At 50.8% G+C, this 24,168-nt stretch carries 17 protein-coding genes and 1 pseudogene; 9 read left to right on the forward strand and 9 right to left on the reverse strand.

Going from position 1 to position 24,168, the window contains the following annotated elements; translation table 11 throughout:
- Window positions 1-32: 32 nt before the first annotated feature.
- The 8 genes and pseudogenes from nagB to ACTJJS_RS01145 form a co-directional block, all read right to left on the reverse strand.
- Window positions 33-1,964: pseudogene (nagB, locus tag ACTJJS_RS01110) on the reverse strand (glucosamine-6-phosphate deaminase); the annotation flags it as partial.
- Between the two features lie 128 nt (window positions 1,965-2,092).
- Window positions 2,093-4,387, reverse strand: a complete 2,295-nt coding sequence (locus tag ACTJJS_RS01115) for a beta-N-acetylhexosaminidase (protein WP_440662089.1) — start codon at window positions 4,385-4,387, stop codon at window positions 2,093-2,095.
- Window positions 4,388-4,413: 26 nt separating this feature from the next.
- Window positions 4,414-5,187, reverse strand: a complete 774-nt coding sequence (locus tag ACTJJS_RS01120; protein ID WP_168869703.1) for an endonuclease/exonuclease/phosphatase family protein — start codon at window positions 5,185-5,187, stop codon at window positions 4,414-4,416.
- 105 nt (window positions 5,188-5,292) lie between these two features.
- On the reverse strand, window positions 5,293-6,177 hold the full coding sequence (locus ACTJJS_RS01125) for an alkaline phosphatase (RefSeq protein WP_168869702.1): 885 nt from the start codon (window positions 6,175-6,177) through the stop codon (window positions 5,293-5,295).
- An 80-nt stretch (window positions 6,178-6,257) separates the two neighbouring features.
- Window positions 6,258-7,022, reverse strand: coding sequence for a copper homeostasis protein CutC (locus ACTJJS_RS01130; protein WP_168869701.1), 765 nt, complete (start codon window positions 7,020-7,022; stop codon window positions 6,258-6,260).
- Between the two features lie 83 nt (window positions 7,023-7,105).
- Window positions 7,106-8,158 carry a N(4)-(beta-N-acetylglucosaminyl)-L-asparaginase gene (locus tag ACTJJS_RS01135; RefSeq protein ID WP_168869700.1) on the reverse strand — a complete coding sequence of 351 codons (1,053 nt, stop codon included), beginning with the start codon at window positions 8,156-8,158 and terminating at the stop codon, window positions 7,106-7,108.
- Between the two features lie 32 nt (window positions 8,159-8,190).
- Window positions 8,191-9,156 (reverse strand): ROK family protein, encoded by a 966-nt coding sequence (locus tag ACTJJS_RS01140; protein ID WP_168869699.1) that lies wholly within the window; start codon window positions 9,154-9,156, stop codon window positions 8,191-8,193.
- A complete protein-coding gene (locus ACTJJS_RS01145) occupies window positions 9,128-11,044 on the reverse strand; it encodes an MFS transporter (RefSeq protein ID WP_440662090.1) in 1,917 nt (638 codons plus the stop codon). The genes ACTJJS_RS01140 and ACTJJS_RS01145 overlap by 29 nt, the downstream gene beginning before the upstream one ends.
- Before the next feature lie 194 nt (window positions 11,045-11,238).
- Between ACTJJS_RS01145 and ACTJJS_RS01150 the strand changes: the two genes are divergently transcribed.
- Together ACTJJS_RS01150 and galK are read left to right on the forward strand one after the other, a co-directional pair.
- The gene (locus ACTJJS_RS01150) at window positions 11,239-12,579 is read left to right on the forward strand and encodes a sugar MFS transporter (protein WP_440662091.1); all 1,341 of its coding nucleotides are present in this window, start codon (window positions 11,239-11,241) and stop codon (window positions 12,577-12,579) included.
- A gap of 237 nt (window positions 12,580-12,816) precedes the next feature.
- Complete coding sequence (gene galK / locus ACTJJS_RS01155; protein WP_440662092.1) at window positions 12,817-13,992, forward strand: galactokinase; 1,176 nt, start codon at window positions 12,817-12,819, stop codon at window positions 13,990-13,992.
- A gap of 100 nt (window positions 13,993-14,092) precedes the next feature.
- On the opposite strand, the gene ACTJJS_RS01160 is transcribed toward galK, so the two are convergent.
- Window positions 14,093-15,487, reverse strand: coding sequence for a Gfo/Idh/MocA family protein (locus ACTJJS_RS01160; RefSeq protein ID WP_440662093.1), 1,395 nt, complete (start codon window positions 15,485-15,487; stop codon window positions 14,093-14,095).
- 260 nt (window positions 15,488-15,747) lie between these two features.
- Here ACTJJS_RS01160 and ACTJJS_RS01165 point away from each other — a divergent pair, with 260 nt between their 5' ends.
- The 7 genes from ACTJJS_RS01165 (at window position 15,748) to argB (ending at window position 24,166) form a co-directional block, all read left to right on the forward strand.
- A complete protein-coding gene (locus ACTJJS_RS01165) occupies window positions 15,748-17,805 on the forward strand; it encodes an alpha-L-fucosidase (protein WP_440662094.1) in 2,058 nt (685 codons plus the stop codon).
- A gap of 414 nt (window positions 17,806-18,219) precedes the next feature.
- On the forward strand, window positions 18,220-19,014 hold the full coding sequence (locus tag ACTJJS_RS01170) for a GNAT family N-acetyltransferase (RefSeq protein WP_247654829.1): 795 nt from the start codon (window positions 18,220-18,222) through the stop codon (window positions 19,012-19,014).
- A gap of 57 nt (window positions 19,015-19,071) precedes the next feature.
- On the forward strand, window positions 19,072-20,262 hold the full coding sequence (gene argG / locus ACTJJS_RS01175) for an argininosuccinate synthase (protein ID WP_343745242.1): 1,191 nt from the start codon (window positions 19,072-19,074) through the stop codon (window positions 20,260-20,262).
- Between the two features lie 15 nt (window positions 20,263-20,277).
- The gene (gene argC / locus ACTJJS_RS01180; protein ID WP_440662095.1) at window positions 20,278-21,261 is read left to right on the forward strand and encodes an N-acetyl-gamma-glutamyl-phosphate reductase; all 984 of its coding nucleotides are present in this window, start codon (window positions 20,278-20,280) and stop codon (window positions 21,259-21,261) included.
- Between the two features lie 33 nt (window positions 21,262-21,294).
- Window positions 21,295-22,419 carry an aspartate aminotransferase family protein gene (locus tag ACTJJS_RS01185; protein ID WP_440662096.1) on the forward strand — a complete coding sequence of 375 codons (1,125 nt, stop codon included), beginning with the start codon at window positions 21,295-21,297 and terminating at the stop codon, window positions 22,417-22,419.
- A gap of 5 nt (window positions 22,420-22,424) precedes the next feature.
- Window positions 22,425-23,375 (forward strand): N-acetylornithine carbamoyltransferase, encoded by a 951-nt coding sequence (locus ACTJJS_RS01190; protein WP_168869691.1) that lies wholly within the window; start codon window positions 22,425-22,427, stop codon window positions 23,373-23,375.
- Between the two features lie 2 nt (window positions 23,376-23,377).
- Window positions 23,378-24,166 carry an acetylglutamate kinase gene (gene argB / locus ACTJJS_RS01195; RefSeq protein WP_343745239.1) on the forward strand — a complete coding sequence of 263 codons (789 nt, stop codon included), beginning with the start codon at window positions 23,378-23,380 and terminating at the stop codon, window positions 24,164-24,166.
- Window positions 24,167-24,168 lie beyond the last annotated feature (2 nt).

Consider the following 24,168-nt stretch of genomic DNA (forward strand, 5'->3'; position numbering starts at 1 on the left):
GATGGTCTTCGCTTTTTATGGAGAGTACGGTATTACATGAAGTGGTAACGTACAAACGCTTCCATCGCGGAGTATTTCTGCAGGCCCAGCTGGTCGTACAGGTTAGCGGTGTTGGCGTTGCGGTCTTCCGCACGTTGCCAGAATTCGCGCAGGTCGGTACCCTGGAAAGGCACCACGTCTTTCTGGCTCTGGTGGATGAAGATACCGAGGCGTTTCTGAAGCACCTGGTCGGGGCTCATGGGTACCGCCATTTCGATTTCGTGGATATCCCATTCCTGCCATGCGCCTTTGTAGAGCCATACCCAGCAGTCCTTCATCCACTCTTCGTGTTTCAGCCTGTCGAGGGCCGCGAAGATGATGTCCAGGCATACTTTGTGGGTACCATGCGGATCGGCGAGGTCACCGGCGCAATAGATCTGGTGAGGTTTTATTTTGCGGAGCAGGTCTACTGTCAGCTGGATATCTTCTTCACCCATTGGTTTCTTTTCCACGAGACCTGTTTCGTAGAACGGCAGGTTCATGAAGTGGGCGTTTTCTTCTGCGATACCTACGTAACGGCAGGTGGCTTTGGCTTCACAACGGCGGATCAGGCCTTTGATAGCACGGTTTTCCGGCGTATCCTTCTGGCTTGGTTTTTTACCGCGGATAAAGGCTTTGGCTTCATCCAGGATCTGGGAGCTTTTGCTTTTATCAATATCGAACATGCCTTCGAAACCTACGGCGAAATCGATGAAACGGAGCAGGAACTCGTCGGTAACGGCGATGTTGCCGGAAGTCTGGTAGGCTACGTGCACGTCGTGGCCTTGTTCGTGCAGACGGATAAAGGTACCGCCCATGGAGATGATGTCATCGTCCGGGTGCGGAGAGAAGATCAGCACGCGTTTTTTGGCAGGCTCGGAGCGCTCAGGATGGTTAGGCAACTGAGGACCGGGTTTGCCGCCAGGCCAGCCGGTAATGGTATCGCGGATAGCGTTGAATTCTTTGATATTGAGCTCATAGGCAGAACCGTATTGTACGATCAGATCGTTGAGACCGTTTTCGTTATAGTCTTTGTCTGTGAGCATCAGGATGGGCTTGTTCAGCTTCAGGGCCAGACTGGTCACGGCTTTGCGGATCAGATTGGGTGTCCATTCGCAGTCGCCGGTGAGCCAGGGTTCTTTGAAGCGGGTAAGCTCGGCAGAAGCCTGTTCATCGATCACGAATGTGCAGTTAGGGTGCTGTTGCAGCAGGGAGGCAGGCACCTGGTCTGAGCTGTGGCCTTCTACTGAGCGGCAAACGATTTTAGCTTTGTGGGAGCCCCATGCCATCAGGATAACCTTTTTGGCTTTGAAGATGGTGCTCAGGCCCATGGTGATGGCCAGACGAGGCACCTGGCTCATATTAGGGAACTCGTAGGCGTTAGCCAGACGGGTGCTGTTGTCCAGCGTTACCAGGCGGGTGTGCGAGTTAATGTTGGAACCCGGCTCGTTGAAACCAATGTGGCCGTTGTTACCGATACCCAGGATCTGGATGTCGATACCACCGGCGTCTTCAATACGTTTGTCGTAATCAGCGCAATATTTTTTGATCTGATCTTTCGGTATAGTGCCATCAGGAATATGGTACTGTCCTTCCGGGATATCGATGTGATTGAAGAGATGTTCTTTCATAAAGCGGTTGTAGCTCTGCAGCGCATCCGGCTCTATGGGATAATATTCGTCGAGGTTAAAGGTGATCACATTTTTGAAGCTCAGTCCTTCCTCCTTGTGCAGACGAACTAATTCGGCGTAGAGATATTTAGGGGTGGAGCCTGTAGCCATGCCCAGTACGCATTTTTGATTGGCAGCCGCCTTTTCGCGAATTAACGCGGCTATTTCCTGCGCTACTGCTTTGGAACCCTCTTTGGCAGAAGGGTGGATTTCCACAGCAATTTGCTCAAAGCTGTCAATCAGTTCGATTTCCTGATGATTAATCGTCATTTGTAAACGTTTTTGATTAGATGCGGTTTAAAAACGAGCCGGAAAATTAAATAAAATACTGCTAATGTTCGCTAAAATTTAGCTCTTATTTAATTTAAATTTATTTTCCCGGGGCTGAAGCCCCGGGGGGACAACTATTGTATGATCATTTCATCTACAAAGAGCCAGGCCGGGTTACCGGCGCCTTCTCCTCCGGCAGGAATAGTACCGAAGTTGGCAGCGCTGAGTTTCACGAAACGGCCACGGGCCTCTACCTTGCCTCGTACCTGGTTGATACCGGTTTGATTGAAGGCAGTTTGTTTATATATCTCTTTATAGGTCTTGCCATCTTCTGAAACGGAGAAGGTGACCTGTTTGGGAGGATATATCCAGTTGGCCCGCAGGTTCAGCGTGTTCAGGCCTACCAGGCGGATGTCCTGGATGCTGTCCAGTTCCACCACGGCTTCCATGTTTTTGCCGTTGTAGCCAAACCATTGGCCGTCATTATAGGAAGCGATGCCTTCAATGCCATTTACCAGCGCGAAGCTGCTGCCCGGATCATAATCCTTGCTGGGCGGTGCTGCGAGCGTCACCTTTTTGCCCAGTGCTTTGTGGAAGATGAAATGCTGGCTGTATTCATTACCGAAAGGTTTGTCGCCTTCGAATACCTGCGCCCGCAGGGTACCTGACTGCTGTATCTGCACTGGGCCGCTGTAGGCTTTTGACTGCAGGGAAGGAGCGGTGCTGTCGAGGGTGTACACGATTTTGCCGCCATCCAGCTTGCTGTCGAGCTTTACTTCTACGCCGCCTTTTTTATTGTCGGTCACGGCGCCTGTCACTTCAAACACATGTTTGGCGTAGTTCACTTTCTTCTGGTCGAGGCGTTTTACATGTACTTTAAGCCTGTCCACGAAGTTATCGTAGTTGCGTTTGCCGGCCGGCGTCCACAATACTTCTGCCAGTGCGGAAGCGCGGGGATACACCATGTACTCGAGGTAATCGGTATTGGCGATGTATTCGGTCCACAGGTTGGCCTGTGCGCCTTTGATGTATTTAGCTTCTTCCTTGCTCAGCTCTGCGGGCACGGGTTCGTAGCTGTATACTTTGCTGACAGGGGTGTAGCCGCCGATTGCGAGTGGTTCGTTGTGGCCCTGTGACTGGTAATGGTCAAAGTAGCAGTAGCTGCCTGGCGTCATGATCACATCGTGATGCTGTTTTGCGGCGGCGATACCGCCTTCAATGCCGCGCCAACTCATGACGGTGGCGTTAGGGGCGAGGCCTCCTTCCAGGATTTCGTCCCAGCCGATAATCTGACGGCCTTTGCTGTTCAGGTATTTTTCCATGCGCTGTATGAAGTAGCTCTGCAGGGCATGAGCGTCTTTCAGGCCTTCCTGTTTCATGCGGGCCTGGCATTTAGGGCATTTTTCCCAGCGCACTTTGGGGCATTCATCGCCTCCGATGTGGATGTATTTGCTGGGGAACAGCGGCAGTACTTCGTCCAGCACATCCTGAAGGAAGGCGTACACGCTGTCGTTGCCGGCGCAATACACGTCGTCATACACGCCCCAGCGGGTGCCTACAGCGTAGGGCCCGCCGGTACAGCCCAGGTTGGGATAGGCGGTGAGGGCAGCCAGCGCGTGGCCGGGCATTTCTATTTCAGGGATGACGGTCACAAAGTGATCAGTGGCATATTTCACCACTTCTTTCACCTGCTCCTGTGTATAGAAGCCACCATAGGGCTTTCCGTCATATTGTTGGTTGTTCTCGGTGTAATGTCCGGCCATGGTCTCTTTACGTTTGGAGGCCACTTCCTGCAGGCGCGGATATTTTTTGATCTCGATGCGCCAGCCCTGGTCTTCCGTGAGGTGCCAGTGGAAGGTGTTGTATTTGTGCATCGCCAGCAGATCGATATATTTTTTGATGAATTCCACCGGGAAGAAGTGACGGCCCACATCGAGGTGGAGGCCACGGTAGGCGAAGCGGGGAGCATCGGTGATGCTGACGCCGGGGATGTACATGGCATCAGCCTTTTGTACGGGCAGCAGCTGGATGAGCGACTGTATGCCGTAAAAAGTGCCTGCGCCGCTGTTACCGTTGATGGTCACGCCCTTGTTGTCCACATTCAGCGTATAACCTTCGGCGTTAGTGCTGTCGTTGCCGGTATGCAGGGTAATGGCGTTTCTGTCGCCTGTTTCTTTGATATCCAGTTCATAACCGGTGAATTCCTTCAGCCAGGCATTGAAGAGGGCCGCTGTTTTGCGGTCAGCTTCGCCGGTAGCGACAATCACGGTGTGTTTGTCGAGCAGGAATGAATCCTGTTTTTCTGTTATGCTGGCCGGCATCGGGATGATGCTTACTTTTCCTTTGGGCGCATCTGCATGGCGGGAGCCGGAGCAGCTGCCCAGGGCGGCGGCGCCACCCAGAAGGCACAGGTAGAACAATTTTTTCATTGACACTTTTAGCATTTCGATGATAGTTATTTCAGTTCCAGTTCACTGAGCACGGGGCGGTGGTCGGAAGCTACCGCTTCTTCGATGATCCTTGCCCCGGTGACATTCCAGCGGTTTTGCGGGTGGACCATGATATAGTCCAGCTTTACGCGTGGAGAGTCGGCAGGGAAGGTAGGCCCCATCTGTTGGGTAGCGTCAGTGAATATCTTTTTCAGTGTTTTTATTTCTTTACTGGCGGGAAGCGCGTTAAAGTCGCCGGCGAGGATGACAGGTGTTTTTGTTTCCTTAAAGTATGCCGCCAGCTGGTTGGCCTGTGCGATACGATTGGCCGCGGGCTTTTCTGCATCGAGGTGGGCGCTGACAAAGTGCAGCAGGCTGTCGCCAGGCAGTTTTACGGTGATGATGCCGGCCACTCTCGGCTCCACTTCTTCCTTCGTGACAGAAGGCAAAGGAAGCGTAATGGCTTCCGTGATAGGGAAGCGGGAGAGGATACCGGTGCCATAGCCACCGCCATCGAAGTTCATTGCTTTGGCAAAGTAGGTGTACATGCCGGTGATCGCTGCCAGTTCTTTAAGCTGGTCGGTGTTTTTAGTGCGTTGGGTAGCACTGTCGACTTCCTGCAGGGCTACCAGGTCCGGATTGGTAGCGAGGATCACGTTGGCAATCCCCTGAAGGTCGAGCAGGCCTTTCATGTTTTCACCGTGATGGATGTTGTAGGTCAGTACTTTCACTTTTTGCACCTGGGCTGTGAGTGATAATCCTGTCAGACAAACGACGGTGACGAGCAGCAATCTTTTCATAACATATATGATTTAGGGATTTTCGATTTTTTGATTTACGGATTTCGGGATTCAATAACAAATCATCAAATAAATCCCAACATCCGAAAATCAAAAAATCGAAAATCATTTAAAAGCTTCAGTTACAGGTCTTCCGGTCCATACCTGTGGTGTTTTCAAGCCAAAGATCCAGGCGATGGTGGCAGCGGTATCGTACGTAACAACACTGGTGCCAAGCTCTTTGTTTGCCTTTACGCCCGGGCCGCGGATAATCCAGGGAATCTGCATTTCTTCCATGGTTTTGCCGCCGTGGCCTTTTTTGATACCGCCATGATCGGCAGTGAGGAGGATAATGGTGTTATCCCAGATGCCGGCATCTTTGACAGCCTGCAGGATTTTGCCCAGCAGTTCATCGTTCTTTTTCACCTGGTCGAAGTAAGGCTGGATATTGTGACCAATATTGTGCCCAACACCGTCCGGCTGATCAAAATGTATAAAAAGGAAGTCCGGTTTTTTCTCTTTGATATAGGCTACAGATGCTTCGGTAGCCAGACTGTCATTGTCTTTGGTGCCAAGGTCCTTATTGACCGCCGCTTTGGGGAAGAGGTACCCGATTCCTTCCCAGCTGTAGATCACGCCAATTTCCGCTTTGGGTTTTTGTTCGCGCAGGATGGTGTAGATAGAAGGGAACATGCCGTATTGATCGAGTGTGCGGGACGGCAGTTCGGGTTTACGGCTGTCCCATTCGGTATAGCCGTGTATTTCCGGTCCGGCGCCCATCACCATGGAAGCCCAGTTGACAGCGGAAGAGGAGGGAAGTACGCTGCGTGCCTGCAGTGTCCAGGCGCCTTCTTTCATCAGCTGTTTCATGTTGGGATTGTCCACTTTCGGAAAACAATAAGCGCCAAAGCCGTCCATGCCTATCAGGATGACATGTTTTACGCCTTTGACCTGTGCCTGCGCGAATAGACCGCCCAGCAACAGTCCGGTTGCGATGATCAGTTTTTTCATTTCGTTGTTCACTTTTAAAAGGCTTGCACGGCCGTACAGAGGCCGTGCAGCATATATTGTATATTCTCTGCTAATATAGACTACTGGTTGATCTCCTGCAAGGCTTTTTCCCCTCTTTCACGAATTAATAATACTTCCTGGCGTTGAGTCTGGGAGATGCCGTATTCAGGTACGCCGGGAATGCCGCCCATGCTGACATTGGGATTACGGTACACCATGCCGCTTTCTTCATAGGCTTTCGCGGTGGTATGGAATTCTGTTACGCCGGTGGTTTTGACCAGGTCTGCGATGTTATTGGCCCTGACGCCGGAGCCGGCCATGATGGCGATGCGGTCGTTGGCGCGTTCCACCAGGTCTTTCAGCAGGGATGCCCCTTCCACGGCGGTATTGCGGGCGCCGGAGGTGAGTATGCGCTCACAACCGATCCCGATGATATCTTCCAGTGCTTCAAACGGGTTGTCGGTCATGTCGAAAGCACGATGGAAAGTGACGCCCATCGGCCATGCCAGGTCTACCAGTTCTTTGCAGCGTTTTTTGTCGACCCGCCCGTCCGGCGTAAGGATACCGATTACGACGCCATTACAGCCGAGTTCTTTGCAGAGGACGATATCTTTTTTCATCACTTCAAATTCCAGGTCGGAGTAGAGGAAATCGCCGCCTCTGGGGCGTATGATAGGATAGAGGTCTATTTTGACTTTTTCGCGGGCCACCGCGATGGTAGCGTAACTGGGGGTGGTGCCGCCTTCCAGCAGGTTATCGCACAGTTCAATGCGGCTGGCGCCTCCTTCTTCGGCTGCGATGCAGGAAGCAACAGAGGCCGCACATATTTCGAGGACAAAAGACATGTCATGACAATTACGAATTGCGAATTATGAATTACGAATTACTGTTTCATTCGTAATTCGTAATTCATAATTTGTAATTCCGGTTAAAAATGGTGTTTCCCGTCTATCAGCGTGTTGTTCACATCCTTGCTGAGCACAGCATAGCTGAATCCTTTCTGGAGGCAATAAGCGCCGTATTGTCCTTTTTTATTGAGGGCAAGGAAGCCTACCTGTATTTCCTTTGCTTTGGAAGGGCTTCTTTTCACGATGCGCTCTACGGCTTCTTTACAGGCTTTCTCCGGTGGATATCCCTGGCGCATCAGTTCCACGACGAGGTGGCTGCCGACGATTTTAATCACTTCTTCGCCGACGCCGGTGCTGGTGGCGGCGCCTATTTCGTTATCCACATAGAGGCCGGCGCCGATGATGGGGGAGTCTCCCACGCGGCCGTGGAGTTTGAAGGCCATACCACTGGTAGTGCAGGCGCCGGAGAGGTTGCCTTCCGCGTCCATGGCCACCATGCCGATAGTATCGTGGTTGTACACGTTCCCCGGCAGCATTAGCGGATTGAAGGCCGTAGCGCCGTTGGTGGGTGAGTACGATTTGTTTTCTATGTTGATGACCGGTTTGTATTCGGATGTTTTGAGCCATTCTTTCCAGGCTTTCTCCGCTTCCGGCGTGAGCAGGTTTTCTTTTTGGAAACCGTTGGCCAGTGCGAATTGCAGGGCACCGTCGCCGACCAGCATCACATGTGGCGTTTTTTCCATGACGAGGCGTGCCACGGAGATGGCGTGGGTGACATGTTCGAGTGCAGCCACGGAGCCGGCGTTGCCGTGTTCGTCCATGATACAGGCGTCGAGGGTCACGCGGCCGTCGCGGTCGGGATAACCGGAGTAGCCTACGGTGTGGTTATTGGGATCGGCTTCAGGCACGCGTACGCCGGCTTCTACGGCATCGAGGGCGCGACCGCCTTTTTTAAGAATTTCCCATGCGGCTTCATTGGCAGCACGACCAAAATCCCAGGTGGAGAGCACGATGGGTTTTCCTTTTACAGGCGCTTTGGCCTGCGCGCGTGCAGCCGTAGCTGTTACACTGTCTAAAGAGAAAACAGCGGCACCAAGGGCCGCTGTTTTCAGAAAACTTCTTCTATTTTTCATATTATTTTTATTAGCTGTCAGATAGCCATGGGCTAGTCTTTCATTTCCCAGGCCAGGGCGCTGGCACCGAGGATGGCGGCGTCGCTTTCCTTCAGTTCAGAGAACAGCAATTTAACTTTATTCTGGAAGATGGGCAGCAGATTTTTTTCCATGTGCTCTCTTACCGGTTTCATGATCACATCGCCTGCCTGAGTGAGGCCACCAAAGAGGATGATGGCTTCAGGGCTGGAGAACATCACGAAGTTGGCCAGGGCGGCACCCAGTATCTGGCCGGTGAACTCGTATACTTCCATGGCCAGCGGATCGCCTTTCATGGCAGCTTCGTAGATCAGTTTGGAATTGATTTCCTCTTTGGTGTGCTCGCGCATCATGCTGGGCACGTCCGGCCGGGTGGCGAGGAATTCGATCGCGGTGTTGGTAACGCCGGTAGCGGAAGCGTAGGCTTCAAGGGAGCCGTAGGCGCCGGTGCCCGGGTGGTAACGGCCACCAGGGATCACGATGATGTGACCCAGTTCGCCGGCAAAACCATCGTGACCATAGATCAGCTGTCCGTTGGCAACAATACCGCTGCCTACGCCGGTGCCGAGGGTGATCACGATAAAGTCTTTCATGCCGCGTGCTGCGCCGTAGATCAGTTCGCCCAGGGCGGCAGCGTTGGCATCATTGGTTAATACAGCCGGTAGCCCGAATTTTTTCTCGAGCAGGCTGGCTAAGGGAACTACGCCTTTCCAGCGCAGGTTCGGAGCATATTCAATATTACCATTGTAATAGTTGCCGTTGGGAGCGCCAACGCCAATACCTTTGATATTTTCGATTCCTCCTACCTGTGCTATCAAACCAGATAACTGTTGGTGAAGTTCATCCAGAAAGCAGTTTACATCTTCATGTTTATTCGTTAACATACGACCATCACACAAAATATTACCTCTGCGATCTACAATGCCGAATTTGGTATTAGTCCCTCCGATATCAATGCCCACCACTAGTTGCTGACTCATAATCGATTCCTTGAGATTTTAATATGTTTTTAACTCTGAATGCAAAAAATGCAAGATAAGCAAAGCACAGCGCCGGAATAACATAAGAGGCGTGGATGCCGATGCTTGGGATGTCTGCCAGACCGCCCTGTACCGGAGGTACGAGAGAGCCGCCGAGGATCATCATGATCAGGAAAGCAGAGCCCTGACCGGTGTATTTGCCCAGGCCGCCGATAGAGAGGGCGAATATGCTGGGCCACATTACGGAGCAGAACAGGCCGCCGCTGATGAAAGCGAAAGTGGCCAGTGAACCGCTGGTGAAAAGACCTACCAGTACAGTGCCTACGCCCAGCAAACCAAATATCATGAGGGTTTTGGCTGGTTTATCCTGACCGGCGAAGAAACCGATGATCTGGATAGCGATACAGATGGCATATGGATACAGTCCGCTCACGTCGTTGCCTTTGATCACATTGGCACCGAGGATCACGCCATAGGCAACAAAAGGCACGATCACGCACAGTATTTTACGGGTGGTTTTGGATACATTGAATACGCTGATGGCGCCTGTCCAGCGGCCGATCATCATACTGCCCCAGAAGAGCGACACGTACGGGTCCAGTTCAGATTCCGCCAGACCTTTCGGTGTGAGGAAGCCCGGATGTTTCAGCAGTGCGCCGAGGTTGCTGGCGATGGTCACTTCCACGCCCACATAAATAAAGATGGCCAGCATGCCCAGGGTAAGCTGCGGATATTTCATGGCGCCCCATCCTTCGCTGCCACCGGCAGAAGCCATTTTGGCAAAGAAGAGGATACCGATGATACCTACGATACCAGCCACGAAGAAAGGCAGTTCATATTTCAGGAACAGTCCGAGGAGGATCAGGATAAACATGAGGGTGATGCCGATGATGGACTTCGTAGCTTTGGGCGAAGTTTCGAATACTTCGTCGTCCTGGCTTTCCGGCATTTTCACAAAAGCGAAGATGGCTGCAGCAACGAGGAACAGTACGATAAGCAGGATATACAGTGTGTTGATTTTGCTGATGTCTGTGCTGACATCGCCGCCCTTGATGTTGCCGAACAGCAGCATGCTCACGATGATGGGGCCGATGGTAGTACCGAAGGAGTTGATACCGCCGGCGAGGTTGAGGCGGTGAGCGCCTTTGGCAGGGTCGCCCAGCAGGATGGCAAACGGGTTGGCCGCTGTTTGTTGCAGGGAGAAACCAAGCGCCACAATAAAGAGGGCCATCAGGATCAGGGCAAAGTAACCGAAGGTAACTGTTTGCTGGTGGTCGGCAGACAGGGCGTTGATCACTTTCTCCAGGCTGGATTTATGGAAGATGCCGGCGTATTGATGATGCTCTTCGTCTTTGGTGAATCCCTGCGGTATTTCTGCAAGGAGATGCGGGTTGTTAATGTATTTGTCGGCCGCTTCATTACCGGAGATCAGCAGCGCGTAAGTGTCTTTTTCTTTTTCGCGGCGGATTTTCACCTGGCGGTCAGATGTTTGCAGTTGTTGTTCCACCTGGAAACTGCTGATATCGCTCAGGGTTTCCTGAATGGGAACGATCTTTTCTTTGTTGACGCAGGGGATCATGATAGCGGACCCCAGTACAGAGATTAATAAACCGTAAATAATACCCTTCTTATATCCTATTTTATTAAGGATGTCCACTTTTCTTGCCGCAGATGCCAGATACAGGATGAGAGAGCCGATAAAGTAGGCGCTGTAAAAGGAGAAGTCAATCAGCTGAGATTCAAGTTGGGTAAGGTTAAAATGAGATTTGCAGAAAGGGATAAATATACTGTTCGATGCAGCCAGGAAACCCCAGAAAAAGAACACCAATATTAGCACAAAAAACGACGGGTGTGTACTTTGTGCGCCTTGCTTTGTTTGCTGAGCCATAAACGTGTTAAGTTACAGTGAAATTTTGCCGGATAAATGTATAATATTTTTTTAAGGAATTTCTAAAAAACCCAATAAACCGTTGCATTTTTTTTCGATAGTAAAACGTTTTAGCTAATATATTTATGAATTATAGCATAAAATATAACGGAGTTTCACTATGTTCGCGTTTATCTAAAATCAAACAGACAGCTATGTCCAACCAAACAGCAACAATGAATATACCCAAACAGGCGGGGTACGGCCAGGCGATGGCGATCATCTGTATTTTGTTTTTCGTATTTGGCTTTGTTACCTGGCTTAATGGAACGCTGATCCAGTTTTTCCAGATTGTGTGTGAACTGAACGTGTCGCAGGCGCTGCTGGTGACGATGGCCTTTTTCATGGCTTACTTCTTTTTATCGATTCCTTCTTCTTTTATCCTGAACAAGACAGGGTTCAAAAACGGTATGGCGTTAGGGCTGCTGATCATTGCGATCGGTTCCCTGGTATTCATTCCTGCGGCTAACGCCCGCAGCTTTGGCATGTTCCTCACCGGACTGTTTATACAGGGCGCGGGACTGGCGCTGCTGCAAACAGCTTCCAACCCGTACGCCAGTATCATCGGCCCCAAGGAAAGTGCGGCCAAACGCATTTCCATTTTGGGCATCTGTAACAAAACCGCCGGCGCACTGGCGCCGCTCATCCTGGGCTCCATCATCCTGAAAGGCGCGGAGAAACTGGAGGCAGACATCGCTGCCGCAGTAGATCCCGCACAGAAGTCGGCGCTGCTCGACAGCCTCGCTTCCCGCGTGATCGGTCCATATGTGGCCATCGCCATTGTACTGACCATCCTCGCTTTCCTGCTGAAACGCTCCTCTCTGCCGGAAATAGACACCGACGCTGAAGATGCCGGCACTGCCGCCGCCACCAACGGCAAAACCAACGTGTTCCAGTTCCCGCAACTGGTACTGGGCGTGATCTGTATCTTCGTTTACGTAGGTGTGGAAGTAATGGCCGGCGACGTGATCGGACAGTATGGTAAAGCACTGGGCATGAGCATTGCAGACACCCGCTACTTCACTACCTTCACCCTGGTGGCCATGCTGGCAGGATATGTAATTGGTATTGCCACCATTCCGAAATATCTCACCGGTAAAAAAGGCCTGCAGATCTCAGCAATACTGGGCGTGCTTTTCACCATCGGCGCCTACCTGAACACCGGCTTCTCTGCAGTGACCTTCATCGCATTACTTGGCCTGGCCAATGCACTGATGTGGCCCGCCATCTTCCCAATGGCCATCGACGGCCTGGGCCGCTTCACTAAAATCGGTTCCGCCCTCCTTGTAATGGGTATCGCAGGTGGTGGTGTAATACCGCAGATATACAGCGGCATGTTCGATCAGCACAGCATGTTCAGCTTCCTGTACAGCAGCAGCATCGATTTCAGACATGCATTCCTGTACTGCATGGTGCCCTGCTATCTCTATATCCTGTTCTATTCACTGGTAGGAGATAAGATCGGCAAAAACAAGCCCGGCGTCAAGGCGATATAAAAAAGATACCCGGGGTTTATTCCAGGGATAGTAAATGATACACAACATCGGCCTGCATATGGTAATGATTTATCATGTGCAGGCCGATGTCGTTTTTCGCAGCGCCAGGGCTGAAGCCCCCGACTATGGTTTGTTCAGGCTGTGTTGAAAAAAAATTTCATCTTCTGCACAACATTCTTCTCTTTTCTGCTTTTTTTTATATTTTTAGGTGTAAAATTTACGTTTAATAAATTTCTGATGATACAGCAAACAAGGGAGAAATTCATCCAGTTATTTGGAAAAGAGCCTCTGATCGTAGTTTCCCCGGGAAGAATTAACCTCATCGGTGAACATACTGACTATAATGATGGTTTTGTATTGCCAGCCGCTATTGATAAAAAAATCGTTTATGCGGTAGCGTTGAACGGCACCCGTCAATGTAACGCACACGCGGTGTTCACGCATGAAACAGTGTCTTTCAGCCTCGACAATGTAGTGCCTACTCCCGGATGGATCAACTACCTGATGGGTGTGGTATACCAGCTGCAACAGGGCAACTATCCGGTGGAAGGGTTTGACTGTGTGATCGCAGGGGATATTCCGGTAGGTGCAGGCATGTCTTCTTCCGCAGCTGTGGAAGGCGGACTCGTAGCGGCGCTGGACGAAATTTTCCAATATGGCATGAGCCGCATGGACATGGCTTTGCTGGGCCAGCGGGCAGAACACTCGTTCCCTGGCGTGAAATGCGGTATCATGGACCAGTTTGCCAATCTGCATGGTAAAAAGGACCAGGTGGTACGACTGGACTGCCGCAGCCTGGAATACGAATATTTCCCGTTCGACTTCCCGGAATACCGCATTGTGCTGTGTAATTCCATGGTGCATCATTCCCTCGCTTCATCAGAATACAATGTTCGCCGCCAGCAATGTGAGGAAGGCGTAGCAACCATCCAGGCACAGCATCCGCAAGTGAAATCGCTCCGCGACGCCACCATGCCCATGCTGGAAGCTGTAAAAGCACAGTTGTCCGCCAAAGTATATGACCGCTGTAAATATGTGATCGAAGAAATTCAGCGTGTGCAGGACGCCACAGCGCTGTTGAAAAAAGGAGACCTGCAGGCTTTCGGTCAACTGATGTATGCTACCCACGAAGGCCTGAGCGTGCTCTACGAAGTAAGCTGCCCGGAACTGGATTTCCTGGTGTCTCTTGCCAAAGAGAGACCGGAGGTGGCCGGCGCCCGCGTAATGGGCGGTGGTTTCGGCGGTTGCACCATCAACCTGGTAAAACAGGATAAGGTGGATGCTTTCCGTGATTTTGTGACAACACGCTACCAGCAACAATTTGGCAAAGTGCCGGAGATTTATGTGACGACGATAGAAAACGGCACTACGGTGCAGAAAGTTGCCGCAGCCGCGCCTGATGCGCGCGTATAAAGATGGATAACCTAAGGTTATTGTTCATATTGTATTATTGTATTAAAAGAAAATCGCCCGCCGGCAATTGCCAGCGGGCGATTTTCTTTTATGCTGATCACTAGTACTGATCGTCCAGTGCGAAGATCGGTTTCCTGTTCATCCAGCGACCGCGGGTGAAGTCAGGGATGTACTGCACGCTGCCGCCTTCGAGAATAGATTGTTCGCTGAGCGGGGTGATAGCGTACCAGGTAGCCATATCGTATACATCGAGCTGGTAAGGAGCGCCGCGTTTGATGCTCTCCACGAAGGAGTTGAGCACGTACCAGTCCATACCACCGTGGCCTGCGCCTTTAGCGTCGTTGGCGTAACGTTTCCACAGCGGGTGGTCGTACTTACCGAAGTAGCTGTCAGCATCTTCCGGTTTGCCGGTTTTTTCCCACTGGTCGTACGGGCTTTTCTTTTCGATATATATGGAGTCCTGATCATCCATCCACAGGCCGTTAGTACCCTGAACGCGGAAGTTGAGGGAGTAAGGGCGGGGAGAGTTGGTATCGTGGGACAGCATGATGGTCTCACCATTGCTGGTGGTCATCAGGGAAGAAACGATATCGCCGAGTTTGAATTTCACTTTTGCGTTCGGATGGCTTTCACTGCTGTTGTCCACGATGTATTTGTGGAGGCCGCGGGATTTGGTTGCCACGGAAGTGATGGTCATGAGGCGGTTGCCGCGGTTCATGTTGATCACGTTACCGATAGGGCCAAGGCCATGAGAAGGGTAAAGGTCAGCGTTACGGTGAACGGAGTGGTTGGTCCTCCATTTGGCTTCAGACAGCGCGTTTTCGCCGAATTCTACGCCACCGCCATAGTATTGTTTGCCGTTGTTGAATTTCACCCCGCGAAGGTCGTGCTGGTAGCCGCCCTGCAGGTGGGTGATTTCGCCGAACAGGCCCTGGCGCGCCATGTTCAGTACTGCCATCACATCTCTGCGGTAGCACACGTTTTCCATACCGAAAACCTGAACGCCAGTAGCTTCGCTGGTGTTTACCAGTTCCCAGCATTCCTGGATGTCGGAGGCGCCGCATACTTCCACAGCAGGGGTTTTGCCGGCTTTCATCGCTGCAATGGCCATGATGGAGTGCCATTCCCAGGGGGTGGCGATGATCACCGCATCGATGTCATCTCTTTTCAGCAGGTTATGGTAATCTTCCGGACCGTTGGTGTATTCAGCCACTTTTCTTTTGCCGCCGTATACCTTGGTGATCATGTCTCTTGCTTTGGGAACGGTGTAGGCCGTGTCGGGGTCTGCAAAAGCTACCACGTCAACGTCTTCGCGGTGCAGGCAAAGGCTGAGGTGACTCAGGCCGCGGGCGCCTACGCCGATCAGACCAATTCTTACCTTGGGTTTCTTTTCATTGGCAAACAGTTTAGCAGAGGAGCCGAGCATAGAGAGGCCTATACCTGCGGCCGCCGTGTTTTTGAGAAAACTTCTGCGATGCAGTGGTTGTTTATTCATTGTTCAGTTTTTAATATCGTATAATGATACGTTGTGAAGGGAATAAATTTATAAAATTTGCCCCGTGTAAACCAACCCGGATATCTTTTTTATTACATTTTTGTGATAAACGGCGAAAACGCAACCGATTGTTGGTTAATATTCAATTATGAATAGAGAATACCCGATCACCTCTGATAAAGGATGGAGATTATCTTCGCTCAGCATGAAACAGGGAAAGATTTTGGAGCTGACCTGTAATCCGTAATTTATCCAGTGAAATGAAAAAGACCAGTTTATTATTCGCCGGCTTATTGGCTTGTGGCATGGCCTCGGCACAGAAGATCCAGCCTTATGGCGCGTTGCCGTCCAAAGCGCAGGTGGCCTGGAATGACATGGAATATTACATGTTTATCCACTTCGGGCCCAACACCTTTACCAACAAGGAGTGGGGACATGGTGATGAAGACCCGAAGGTGTTTAATCCTACCCGCCTCGATGCCCGTCAATGGGCACGTACCGCCAAACAGGCCGGCATGAAAGGCATTGTGATCACCGCCAAACATCATGACGGTTTTTGTTTGTGGCCCTCCAAGTACAGTACCCATACTGTTCGCGAGAGCGCATGGAAAAACGGGAAAGGCGATGTGCTCGCGGAACTGTCTGCCGCCTGTAAGGAGTACGGCCTGAAGTTCGGCGTGTACCTGTCGCCGTGGGACCGGAACCATCCTGAGTATGGTACCGCCACTTACAACCAGGTATTTGCCAATACTTTGGAAGAAGTGCTTTCCGGCTACGGCCCTGTATTTGAGCAGTGGTTCGATGGCGCCAACGGAGGTAACATCAAACAGCCTTATGACTGGGACTTGTTCCATAAAGTAGTCTATAAACATCAGCCCAACGCCGTTATTTTCAGCGACGTAGGCCCTGGCTGCCGTTGGGTGGGCAATGAAAACGGCATTGCTGGCACTACCAACTGGAGCACGCTGAATGTGAAAGGATTTACGCCCGGTGCCGGCGGTCCTCCCACCAAATCGCTCAACGAAGGCAATGAAGACGGAGAAAAATGGATACCCGCAGAATGCGACGTGTCTATCCGCCCGGGATGGTTCTACAGCCCGGATACCGATGACAAGGTGAAATCTGTCAATACCCTGCTGGATATCTACTATGGTTCCGTAGGCCGTAATGGCAACCTGATCCTGAATGTGCCGATTGACCGGGAAGGGGTGATCCATCCGAATGATTCCACCCGTTTGATGGAGCTGCGCCGCGTGCTGGACGCTTCCTTCAAAACTAATCTCGCAAAAAATGCGGTAGTAACGGCAACGGATACACGTAAAAATAATCCTGAAGTGAAAGTGTCCCATCTCACGGATGGTACCAATGCTACCTACTGGGCTACGCCGGACAACGTCACCAAAACGACGGTGAAACTGGCATTTAAAAAGCCGGTGACTTTCAACCGGGTGGTGTTGCAGGAGTACATCGCGCTGGGACAGCGGGTAAGCGCTTTCAGCGTAGAAATCCTGGACAAGGGCGTGAAGAAGGAGATCGCCCGGGAAACCACTATCGGGCACAAGCGCATTCTGCGCCTGCCAGACTATACCACTACCGAAGTATATATTAATATATTAGACGCCAAGGCGGCGCCGGTAATCAGCGAAGTACAGCTGTATGAAGCGCCTGGTATGCTGGCCACGCCAGAGATCCATCGTGCCAAAGACGGCAGGGTGACTATCACCGCCGCCTCTGCCGATCCGGAAATACATTATACGACAGATGGCACCGCGCCTACGCTCCAGTCTCCGTTATACACACCGCAGACCGTTATTAACCTGCTACAGGGCGGCGAGGTGAAAGCCCGCGCTTTCCTGCGCAAAACGAATGCGGCCAGTCCGGAAGTAAAAGCCCGTTTCGATGTAGCGCCCGCCAAATGGCAGGTGGTGGCTCCTGCTGTTGCGGAAGCAGCCAGGGCTATCGACGGGAATCCTGCTACCGTGTGGGCATCTGACAAAAAATCGACACAATACCCACATCAGCTGGACGTTGACCTTGGTGAAACGCTGACACTGAGAGGCTTTACCTATACGCCTACCACCAATGAGCACGTTGGTGGCGTGATCTACGGTTACGCTTTCTATACCAGCAATGATGGTAAAAGCTGGGGACAACCGGCAGCTACCGGCAGTTTCGCCAATATCAAAAACAACCCGGTGCAGCAAACCGTTACCTTTACCCCGGTGAAAGCCAGATTTATCCGGTTGGTGGCGCTCACACCCGCTACAGAAAAAGATAATCAGGCCAGTGTGGCCGAATTGGGAATTATTACCAAATAGTATATAAAAAACTAAAGTATAAGGCGGCTGGACCCTGACGAGTTGGGTACGGCCGCCTTTTTGTTAACGGTTTGAAAAAAATCGGCATTCCCCAAAAAAAATTCGATTGATTAAAAAGATATTATTATAACTTTGCGGTTAATCTAAACTAAAGACAATATTTATAACAATTTAACGCTGAACTGAAGTTGGAAAAAACCGCAACTCATACCAACATCTCTGCATATCATCCCGCTTTAAATAAAGGGGTATATTCTGTTGGGTTCAATGTCTTTAGATTCCTTTCCCGACGACCCAGGATTTGATAGCGCTTGTCATACAACCGCTATCGCACCGGATATCCCCATGTCCGGTGAATGTTCCGTAATGGAATACTTCAATCTGTTTATTGATTCACGATTTCAATTTTAAAAGTTGGAAAATCAGCATATCATCGTTAGGGTAGCCACACCTGACGATATACACTATTCAAAAACCATCACCGATGAGATGGAAGCGTCTGCAAAAGCGCGTGGGACCGGTATTGCCAAACGTTCACCGGCTTACGTGGAGCTTAAAATGCAGGAGGGCAAAGCTGTTATTGCGTTAACCGAAACGGGCGACTGGGTAGGCTTTTGTTATATAGAGGCCTGGGGCCATGGAAAATTTGTCGCCAACTCGGGGCTGATCGTGAATCCTGCCTTCCGTGGGCATGGCGTGGCTAAGTCTATCAAAAAGAGAATTTTTGAACTGTCGAGAGAAAAATATCCTGAGTCCAAAATCTTTGGCCTCACTACCGGTCTTGCCGTGATGAAGATCAACTCTGAACTGGGTTACGAGCCTGTTACCTATTCCGAGCTGACCGACGATGAAGAATTCTGGAAAGGCTGCCGCAGCTGTGTGAACTTTGATATCCTCACCAGCAAACAGCGGAAGAACTGCCTGTGCACCGCGATGTTGTATGATCCGGCAGAGAAGCTGAAAGAAGCGGAAGAGCGGGCCATAGCTGACGCTAAAGCCAAACAGGAAGCTGCAGCGACCACCGCGCAGCCTGTCAACCAGCTGTCTGTGACCGCTGCCGGCCAAATCCATCACGAGAAAAGACGCCGGAGATTTAAAGGAAACATAAAGCTCTACGAACGCTGGTTAAGATTTAAAAGATTTGTTTTGCTTAACAGCAAAAAAGAAGGCGGCGCTACCGGCACCAGGAAAAAATTCTTCCTGTTCTGAAGTCTGCCACACACTGTCTGAAATAATTGTTCTGAATATATAAATGATGTCGTAAAAATGAAAAAAGTAGTACTGGGATTTAGCGGAGGACTTGATACTTCCTATTGCGTTAAATATCTGACCGAAGAAAAAGGATATGAGGTGCATTCCGTAATCGTCAACACCGGTGGTTTTTCTGAAGAGGAGCTGCAGGAAATTGAGAAACGCGCTTATAACCTGGGCGTTAAAAGTCACAAGACTGTTAACGCGGTCCGCTCCTACTACGACGGCGTTATTAAATATTTGATTTTCGGTAACGTACTGAAAAATAACACCTACCCGCTGAGCGTGAGCGCGGAGCGTATGAGCCAGGCACTGGCCATCGCGGAATATGTGAAGGAAGTAGGCGCTGACGCAGTAGCACATGGCAGCACCGGCGCCGGTAACGACCAGGTGCGTTTTGACATGGTGTTCCATATCATGATCCCTGGTGTGGAGATCATCACGCCCATCCGTGATATGAAGCTGAGCCGTGAAGAAGAAATTTCCTACCTGCAGTCCAAAGGTGTGAACGTGAACTTCGAGAAAGCAATGTACTCCATCAATAAAGGTATGTGGGGCACTTCCGTAGGCGGTAAGGAAACACTGACTTCCAACGGTATGTTACCGGAAGCAGCATGGCCTACCCAGCTGACCAAACAGGGTGAAGAACAGGTAAAACTGACTTTCGAAAAAGGTGAACTGGTTGGTGTGAACGACCAGCAATTCGGTCACCCGTCTGAAGCTATCCAATATCTGCAAACGATCGCAGGACCGTTTGCCATCGGCCGTGACATTCACGTAGGCGATACCATCATTGGTATCAAAGGCCGTGTAGGCTTTGAAGCTGCTGCGCCGATGGTGATCATCAAAGCACACCACGCCCTGGAAAAACATGTGCTCACCAAATGGCAACTGACCTGGAAAGACCAGCTGGCACAGTTTTACGGCAACTGGATGCACGAAGGACAGATCATGGACCCGGTCATGCGCGACATCGAAGCATTCCTGCAACACACACAGGAAAATGTTTCCGGTGAAGTGTTCGTTACCCTGATGCCTTACCGCTTCCAGGTAACCGGTATTCAGTCACCTTACGACCTGATGAACAGCAAGTTCGGCAAGTACGGCGAAATGAACAGCGGCTGGTCCGGTGAAGACGTAAGAGGCTTCAGCAAAATCTTTGGTAATCAGACAATGATCTGGCATCAGGTTAAAAATTCTCTCTAAAATCAGCATCGAAAAATGGCGAATGATAAAAGGGTAAGAGTAGGCATTGTTGGTGGGGCAGGCTATACAGGCGGAGAAATGATCCGGTTGTTGCTGAACCATCCGGACGTATCCATTTCGTTTGTGCATAGCCGTAGTAATGCAGGTAATCCGTTGTACGCAGTACATGCCGACCTGCTGGGCGAAACAGAACGGTCTTTCACCGCCGAGCTGAGCAACGATATTGACGTGATGTTCCTGTGCCTTGGGCATGGTGAATCCAAAAAATTCCTGGAAGCGACCGATGTCGCTCCTCACATAAAAATCATAGACCTGAGCCAGGATTTTCGTTTAGGCGAAAGCGTTAAGGGAAGGGAATTTGTGTACGGGCTGCCGGAACTGCAGCGTGAGCAGATCAAACAAGCCAGCAACGTGGCCAATCCCGGTTGTTTTGCCACGGCTATCCAGCTGGGCATCCTGCCGCTGGCCAAAGCCGGTCTGCTGAAAGAAGTACATACCACTGGCATCACCGGCTCCACCGGCGCCGGCCAGAGCCTGCAGGCCACTTCCCACTTCACCTGGAGGGCTAACAATATCTCCACTTACAAAGTGCTGAACCATCAGCACCTGAAAGAAATACGACGAAGCCTGGTGCAGTTGCAGCCCGGCTTCGGAGAAGCGGTCAATTTTGTACCGGTACGCGGTGATTTCCCCAGAGGCATCTGGGTAACCTCTTACCTGCAATGCGACCTGACACTGGAAGAAGCAGTGCAGCTATACAAAAACTACTATGCCGGTCATCCTTTTACGCATGTGAGCGAAAAACAGATAGACCTGAAGCAGGTGGTGAATACCAACAAGGTATTGCTGCAACTCGAGAAAGTGGGCGACAAACTCGTGATCCACTCTATTGAAGACAACCTGGTAAAAGGCGCTTCCGGTCAGGCTGTACAGAACATGAACCTTATGTGCGGGCTGGATGAAACGGCCGGACTGAAACTGAAGTCCATCGTGTTCTAACCGTTTTTATCATTTTCAATTTTACCTGACATCATGAAACTTTTCGACGTTTATCCAGTAAACGACATCGTTATAGATAAAGCTGCCGGTTCCAACGTATGGGACGATAAAGGCACCGAATACCTGGACCTGTATGGTGGCCATGCCGTTATTTCTATCGGCCATACGAATCCGCACTATGTAAAAAGACTGACAGACCAGCTGCATAAAGTAGGCTTCTATTCCAATTCTGTGAAGATGCCGCTGCAGGAAGAGCTGGCCGCTTTGCTGGGCAAGGTTTCCGGCAAAGCAGACTATCAGCTGTTCCTTTGCAACTCCGGCGCCGAAGCCAATGAAAACGCCCTGAAACTGGCATCTTTCTACAATGGCAGAAAGAAAGTGATCGCTTTCCGCAAATCTTTCCACGGAAGGACTTCCCTCGCTGTAGCAGCCACAGACAATCCGAAGATAGTAGCGCCTGTGAATGAAACCGGCAACATCGTGTTTCTGCCATGGGAAGACGAAGCTGCGCTGGAAGCCGCTTTCAAACAACATGAAGTATCTTCTGTTATCATTGAAGGTATTCAGGGCGTAGGCGGTATCAACGTGGCCAGCGAATCTTTCCTGCGGAAGATCAGAAGCCTGTGCGACGCGCACAACGCCGTATTTATCGCTGACTCCGTGCAATGTGGTTACGGCAGAAGCGGTAAATTTTTCTCTCACGATTTTGCAGGTGTAGACGCTGATATCTACTCCATGGCAAAAGGCATGGGTAACGGTTTCCCGATAGGTGGCATTATCATCTCCCCGAAATTCAAAGCAGTGCATGGTATGCTGGGCACCACTTTTGGTGGTAACCACCTGGCCTGCGCAGCAGCCCTCGCCGTACTGGAAGTAATCGAAAGCGAAAAGCTGATCGACAACGCCGCCAGCGTAGGCGCGTACCTGATGGATGAGCTGCGGAAGTTCTCCCAGGTAAAAGAAGTAAGGGGACGTGGTCTGATGATCGGTATCGAGATGCCGGAAGAACTGGCCCATGTTAGAAAGAACCTGCTCGGCGTTCATAAGATCTTTACCGGAGAAGCCAAGCCGAACGTAATACGGCTGCTGCCTTCCCTGGCATTGACCAAAGCCCATGCAGATCAGTTTTTGGAAGCGTTTAGAAAAGAAGTCAAATAGCAATAATGAAGCAGTTTATTTCAACAGCAGATGTGCCCAGTGTCCCGCGGTTGGTGGACATTGCCATGAACTACAAGAAAGATCCTTTTATCGATAAGGAATTGGGAAAAAACAAAACGTTGGGAATGATTTTCCTGAATCCCAGTTTGCGAACACGCTTAAGTACACAGGTAGCTGCTAAAAACCTGGGCATGGAAGCAGTGGTGTTCAATATCGACAAAGAGGGATGGGCACTGGAGATGAATGATGGTGTAGTGATGAATGGTAATACCACCGAACACGTAAAAGAAGCTGCCGCTGTGATGGGGCAATACTTTGACATATTGGCTATCCGCACCTTTCCGGGGTTGAAAAACAAAGAGGAAGATTATACCGAAAAATATATCAACCAGTTCATTAAATACGCCGGCGTACCGGTGGTGAGCCTGGAAAGCGCTACCCTGCACCCTTTGCAGAGCCTGACCGATGTGATCACCATCAAGGAAAACTGGCAGCAGCCCCGCAAACCGAAAGTGGTGATGACCTGGGCACCGCACGTAAAGTCGCTGCCACAGGCTGTTCCCAACTCTTTCGCACAATGGATGAATGCCTGGGGAGAGGTGGATTTTGTGATCGCGCATCCTGAAGGCTATGAACTGGACGAGAAGTTCTCCGGCAACGCCCGCATAGAACACAACCAGGACAAGGCACTGGAAGGCGCTGACTTTGTGTATGTGAAAAACTGGTCTTCGTATAGGGATTACGGTAAGATCACCTGCACAGACCCCAGCTGGATGGTGACCAATGATAAACTCAAACATACCAATACCGCCAAGGTAATGCACTGTCTGCCGGTGAGAAGAAATGTGGTGATCGCAGACGAAGTGCTGGACGGGCCTCAATCCATTGTGATCCCTGAAGCGGGCAACCGCGTATGGGCTGCACAGGCGGTATTAAGCGAAATATTGAAAGGATAATCATGATTGATCTGTTTATTATCAAAGTAGGCGGAAACGTCATCGATAACCCGGTATTGTTGCAGGCTTTCTTAGAAAAGTTTGCAACGATACCCGGTAAAAAAATACTGATACATGGTGGTGGTAAAATCGCTACCCGTATCGGTGACCAACTGGGCATCGAATCCAAATATGTAGATGGCCGCCGCATCACCGATGCTGCCACCATCGATGTAGTGACCATGGTATATGGCGGGCTGGTGAACAAACAACTGGTCGCCAAACTGCAGGCCGCGCAATGTAACGCCATCGGGCTTACCGGCGCAGATGCCAATATCATTCCTGCCACCAAAAGACCGGTGAAAGAAATCGACTACGGTTTTGTAGGCGACGTAAAACCGGAGATGGTACAGGCCACTGCGCTCAAGGCGTTGCTGGAAGCCGGCCTTACGCCGGTGTTTGCACCGCTTACTCATGATGGTAACGGTCAGATGCTGAACACCAATGCAGACACGATCGCCGCTTCGCTGGCCATTGCCTTGTCTGCCAGTTACCAGGTAAGGCTGATCTACTGCTTCGAGAAAAAAGGCGTGCTGCGTGATCCGCAGGACGACAACGCAGTCATCAACCTGATCAACAAAGAAATCTACCAGCAGCTGCTCGACGAAAAAGTATTGACGGACGGCATCCTGCCTAAGTTACAGAACGCCTTCTCCGCCATCGATAACGGTGTGAAGGAAGTGCTGATAGGACACGCCGATGATGTGCTGAGCAATACCACTGATACAGTGGCGGGCACTTTAATATGCTAGTC

It is taken from the genome of Chitinophaga sp. 22308 (assembly GCF_052045305.1).
Taxonomy (GTDB): domain Bacteria; phylum Bacteroidota; class Bacteroidia; order Chitinophagales; family Chitinophagaceae; genus Chitinophaga; species Chitinophaga varians_A.

What these genes read in the sequence shown, in the direction of transcription:
- ACTJJS_RS01115 (WP_440662089.1), bottom strand. Translation starts at nt 4,387, where the DNA reads ATGAAAAAATTGTTCTACCTGTGCCTTCTGGGTGGCGCCGCCGCCCTG.
- ACTJJS_RS01120 (WP_168869703.1), bottom strand. Translation starts at nt 5,187, where the DNA reads ATGAAAAGATTGCTGCTCGTCACCGTCGTTTGTCTGACAGGATTATCA.
- ACTJJS_RS01125 (WP_168869702.1), bottom strand. Translation starts at nt 6,177, where the DNA reads ATGAAAAAACTGATCATCGCAACCGGACTGTTGCTGGGCGGTCTATTC.
- ACTJJS_RS01130 (WP_168869701.1), bottom strand. Translation starts at nt 7,022, where the DNA reads ATGTCTTTTGTCCTCGAAATATGTGCGGCCTCTGTTGCTTCCTGCATC.
- ACTJJS_RS01135 (WP_168869700.1), bottom strand. Translation starts at nt 8,158, where the DNA reads ATGAAAAATAGAAGAAGTTTTCTGAAAACAGCGGCCCTTGGTGCCGCT.
- ACTJJS_RS01140 (WP_168869699.1), bottom strand. Translation starts at nt 9,156, where the DNA reads ATGAGTCAGCAACTAGTGGTGGGCATTGATATCGGAGGGACTAATACC.
- ACTJJS_RS01145 (WP_440662090.1), bottom strand. Translation starts at nt 11,044, where the DNA reads ATGGCTCAGCAAACAAAGCAAGGCGCACAAAGTACACACCCGTCGTTT.
- ACTJJS_RS01150 (WP_440662091.1), top strand. Translation starts at nt 11,239, where the DNA reads ATGTCCAACCAAACAGCAACAATGAATATACCCAAACAGGCGGGGTAC.
- galK (WP_440662092.1), top strand. Translation starts at nt 12,817, where the DNA reads ATGATACAGCAAACAAGGGAGAAATTCATCCAGTTATTTGGAAAAGAG.
- ACTJJS_RS01160 (WP_440662093.1), bottom strand. Translation starts at nt 15,487, where the DNA reads ATGAATAAACAACCACTGCATCGCAGAAGTTTTCTCAAAAACACGGCG.
- ACTJJS_RS01165 (WP_440662094.1), top strand. Translation starts at nt 15,748, where the DNA reads ATGAAAAAGACCAGTTTATTATTCGCCGGCTTATTGGCTTGTGGCATG.
- argG (WP_343745242.1), top strand. Translation starts at nt 19,072, where the DNA reads ATGAAAAAAGTAGTACTGGGATTTAGCGGAGGACTTGATACTTCCTAT.
- argC (WP_440662095.1), top strand. Translation starts at nt 20,278, where the DNA reads ATGGCGAATGATAAAAGGGTAAGAGTAGGCATTGTTGGTGGGGCAGGC.
- ACTJJS_RS01185 (WP_440662096.1), top strand. Translation starts at nt 21,295, where the DNA reads ATGAAACTTTTCGACGTTTATCCAGTAAACGACATCGTTATAGATAAA.
- ACTJJS_RS01190 (WP_168869691.1), top strand. Translation starts at nt 22,425, where the DNA reads ATGAAGCAGTTTATTTCAACAGCAGATGTGCCCAGTGTCCCGCGGTTG.
- argB (WP_343745239.1), top strand. Translation starts at nt 23,378, where the DNA reads ATGATTGATCTGTTTATTATCAAAGTAGGCGGAAACGTCATCGATAAC.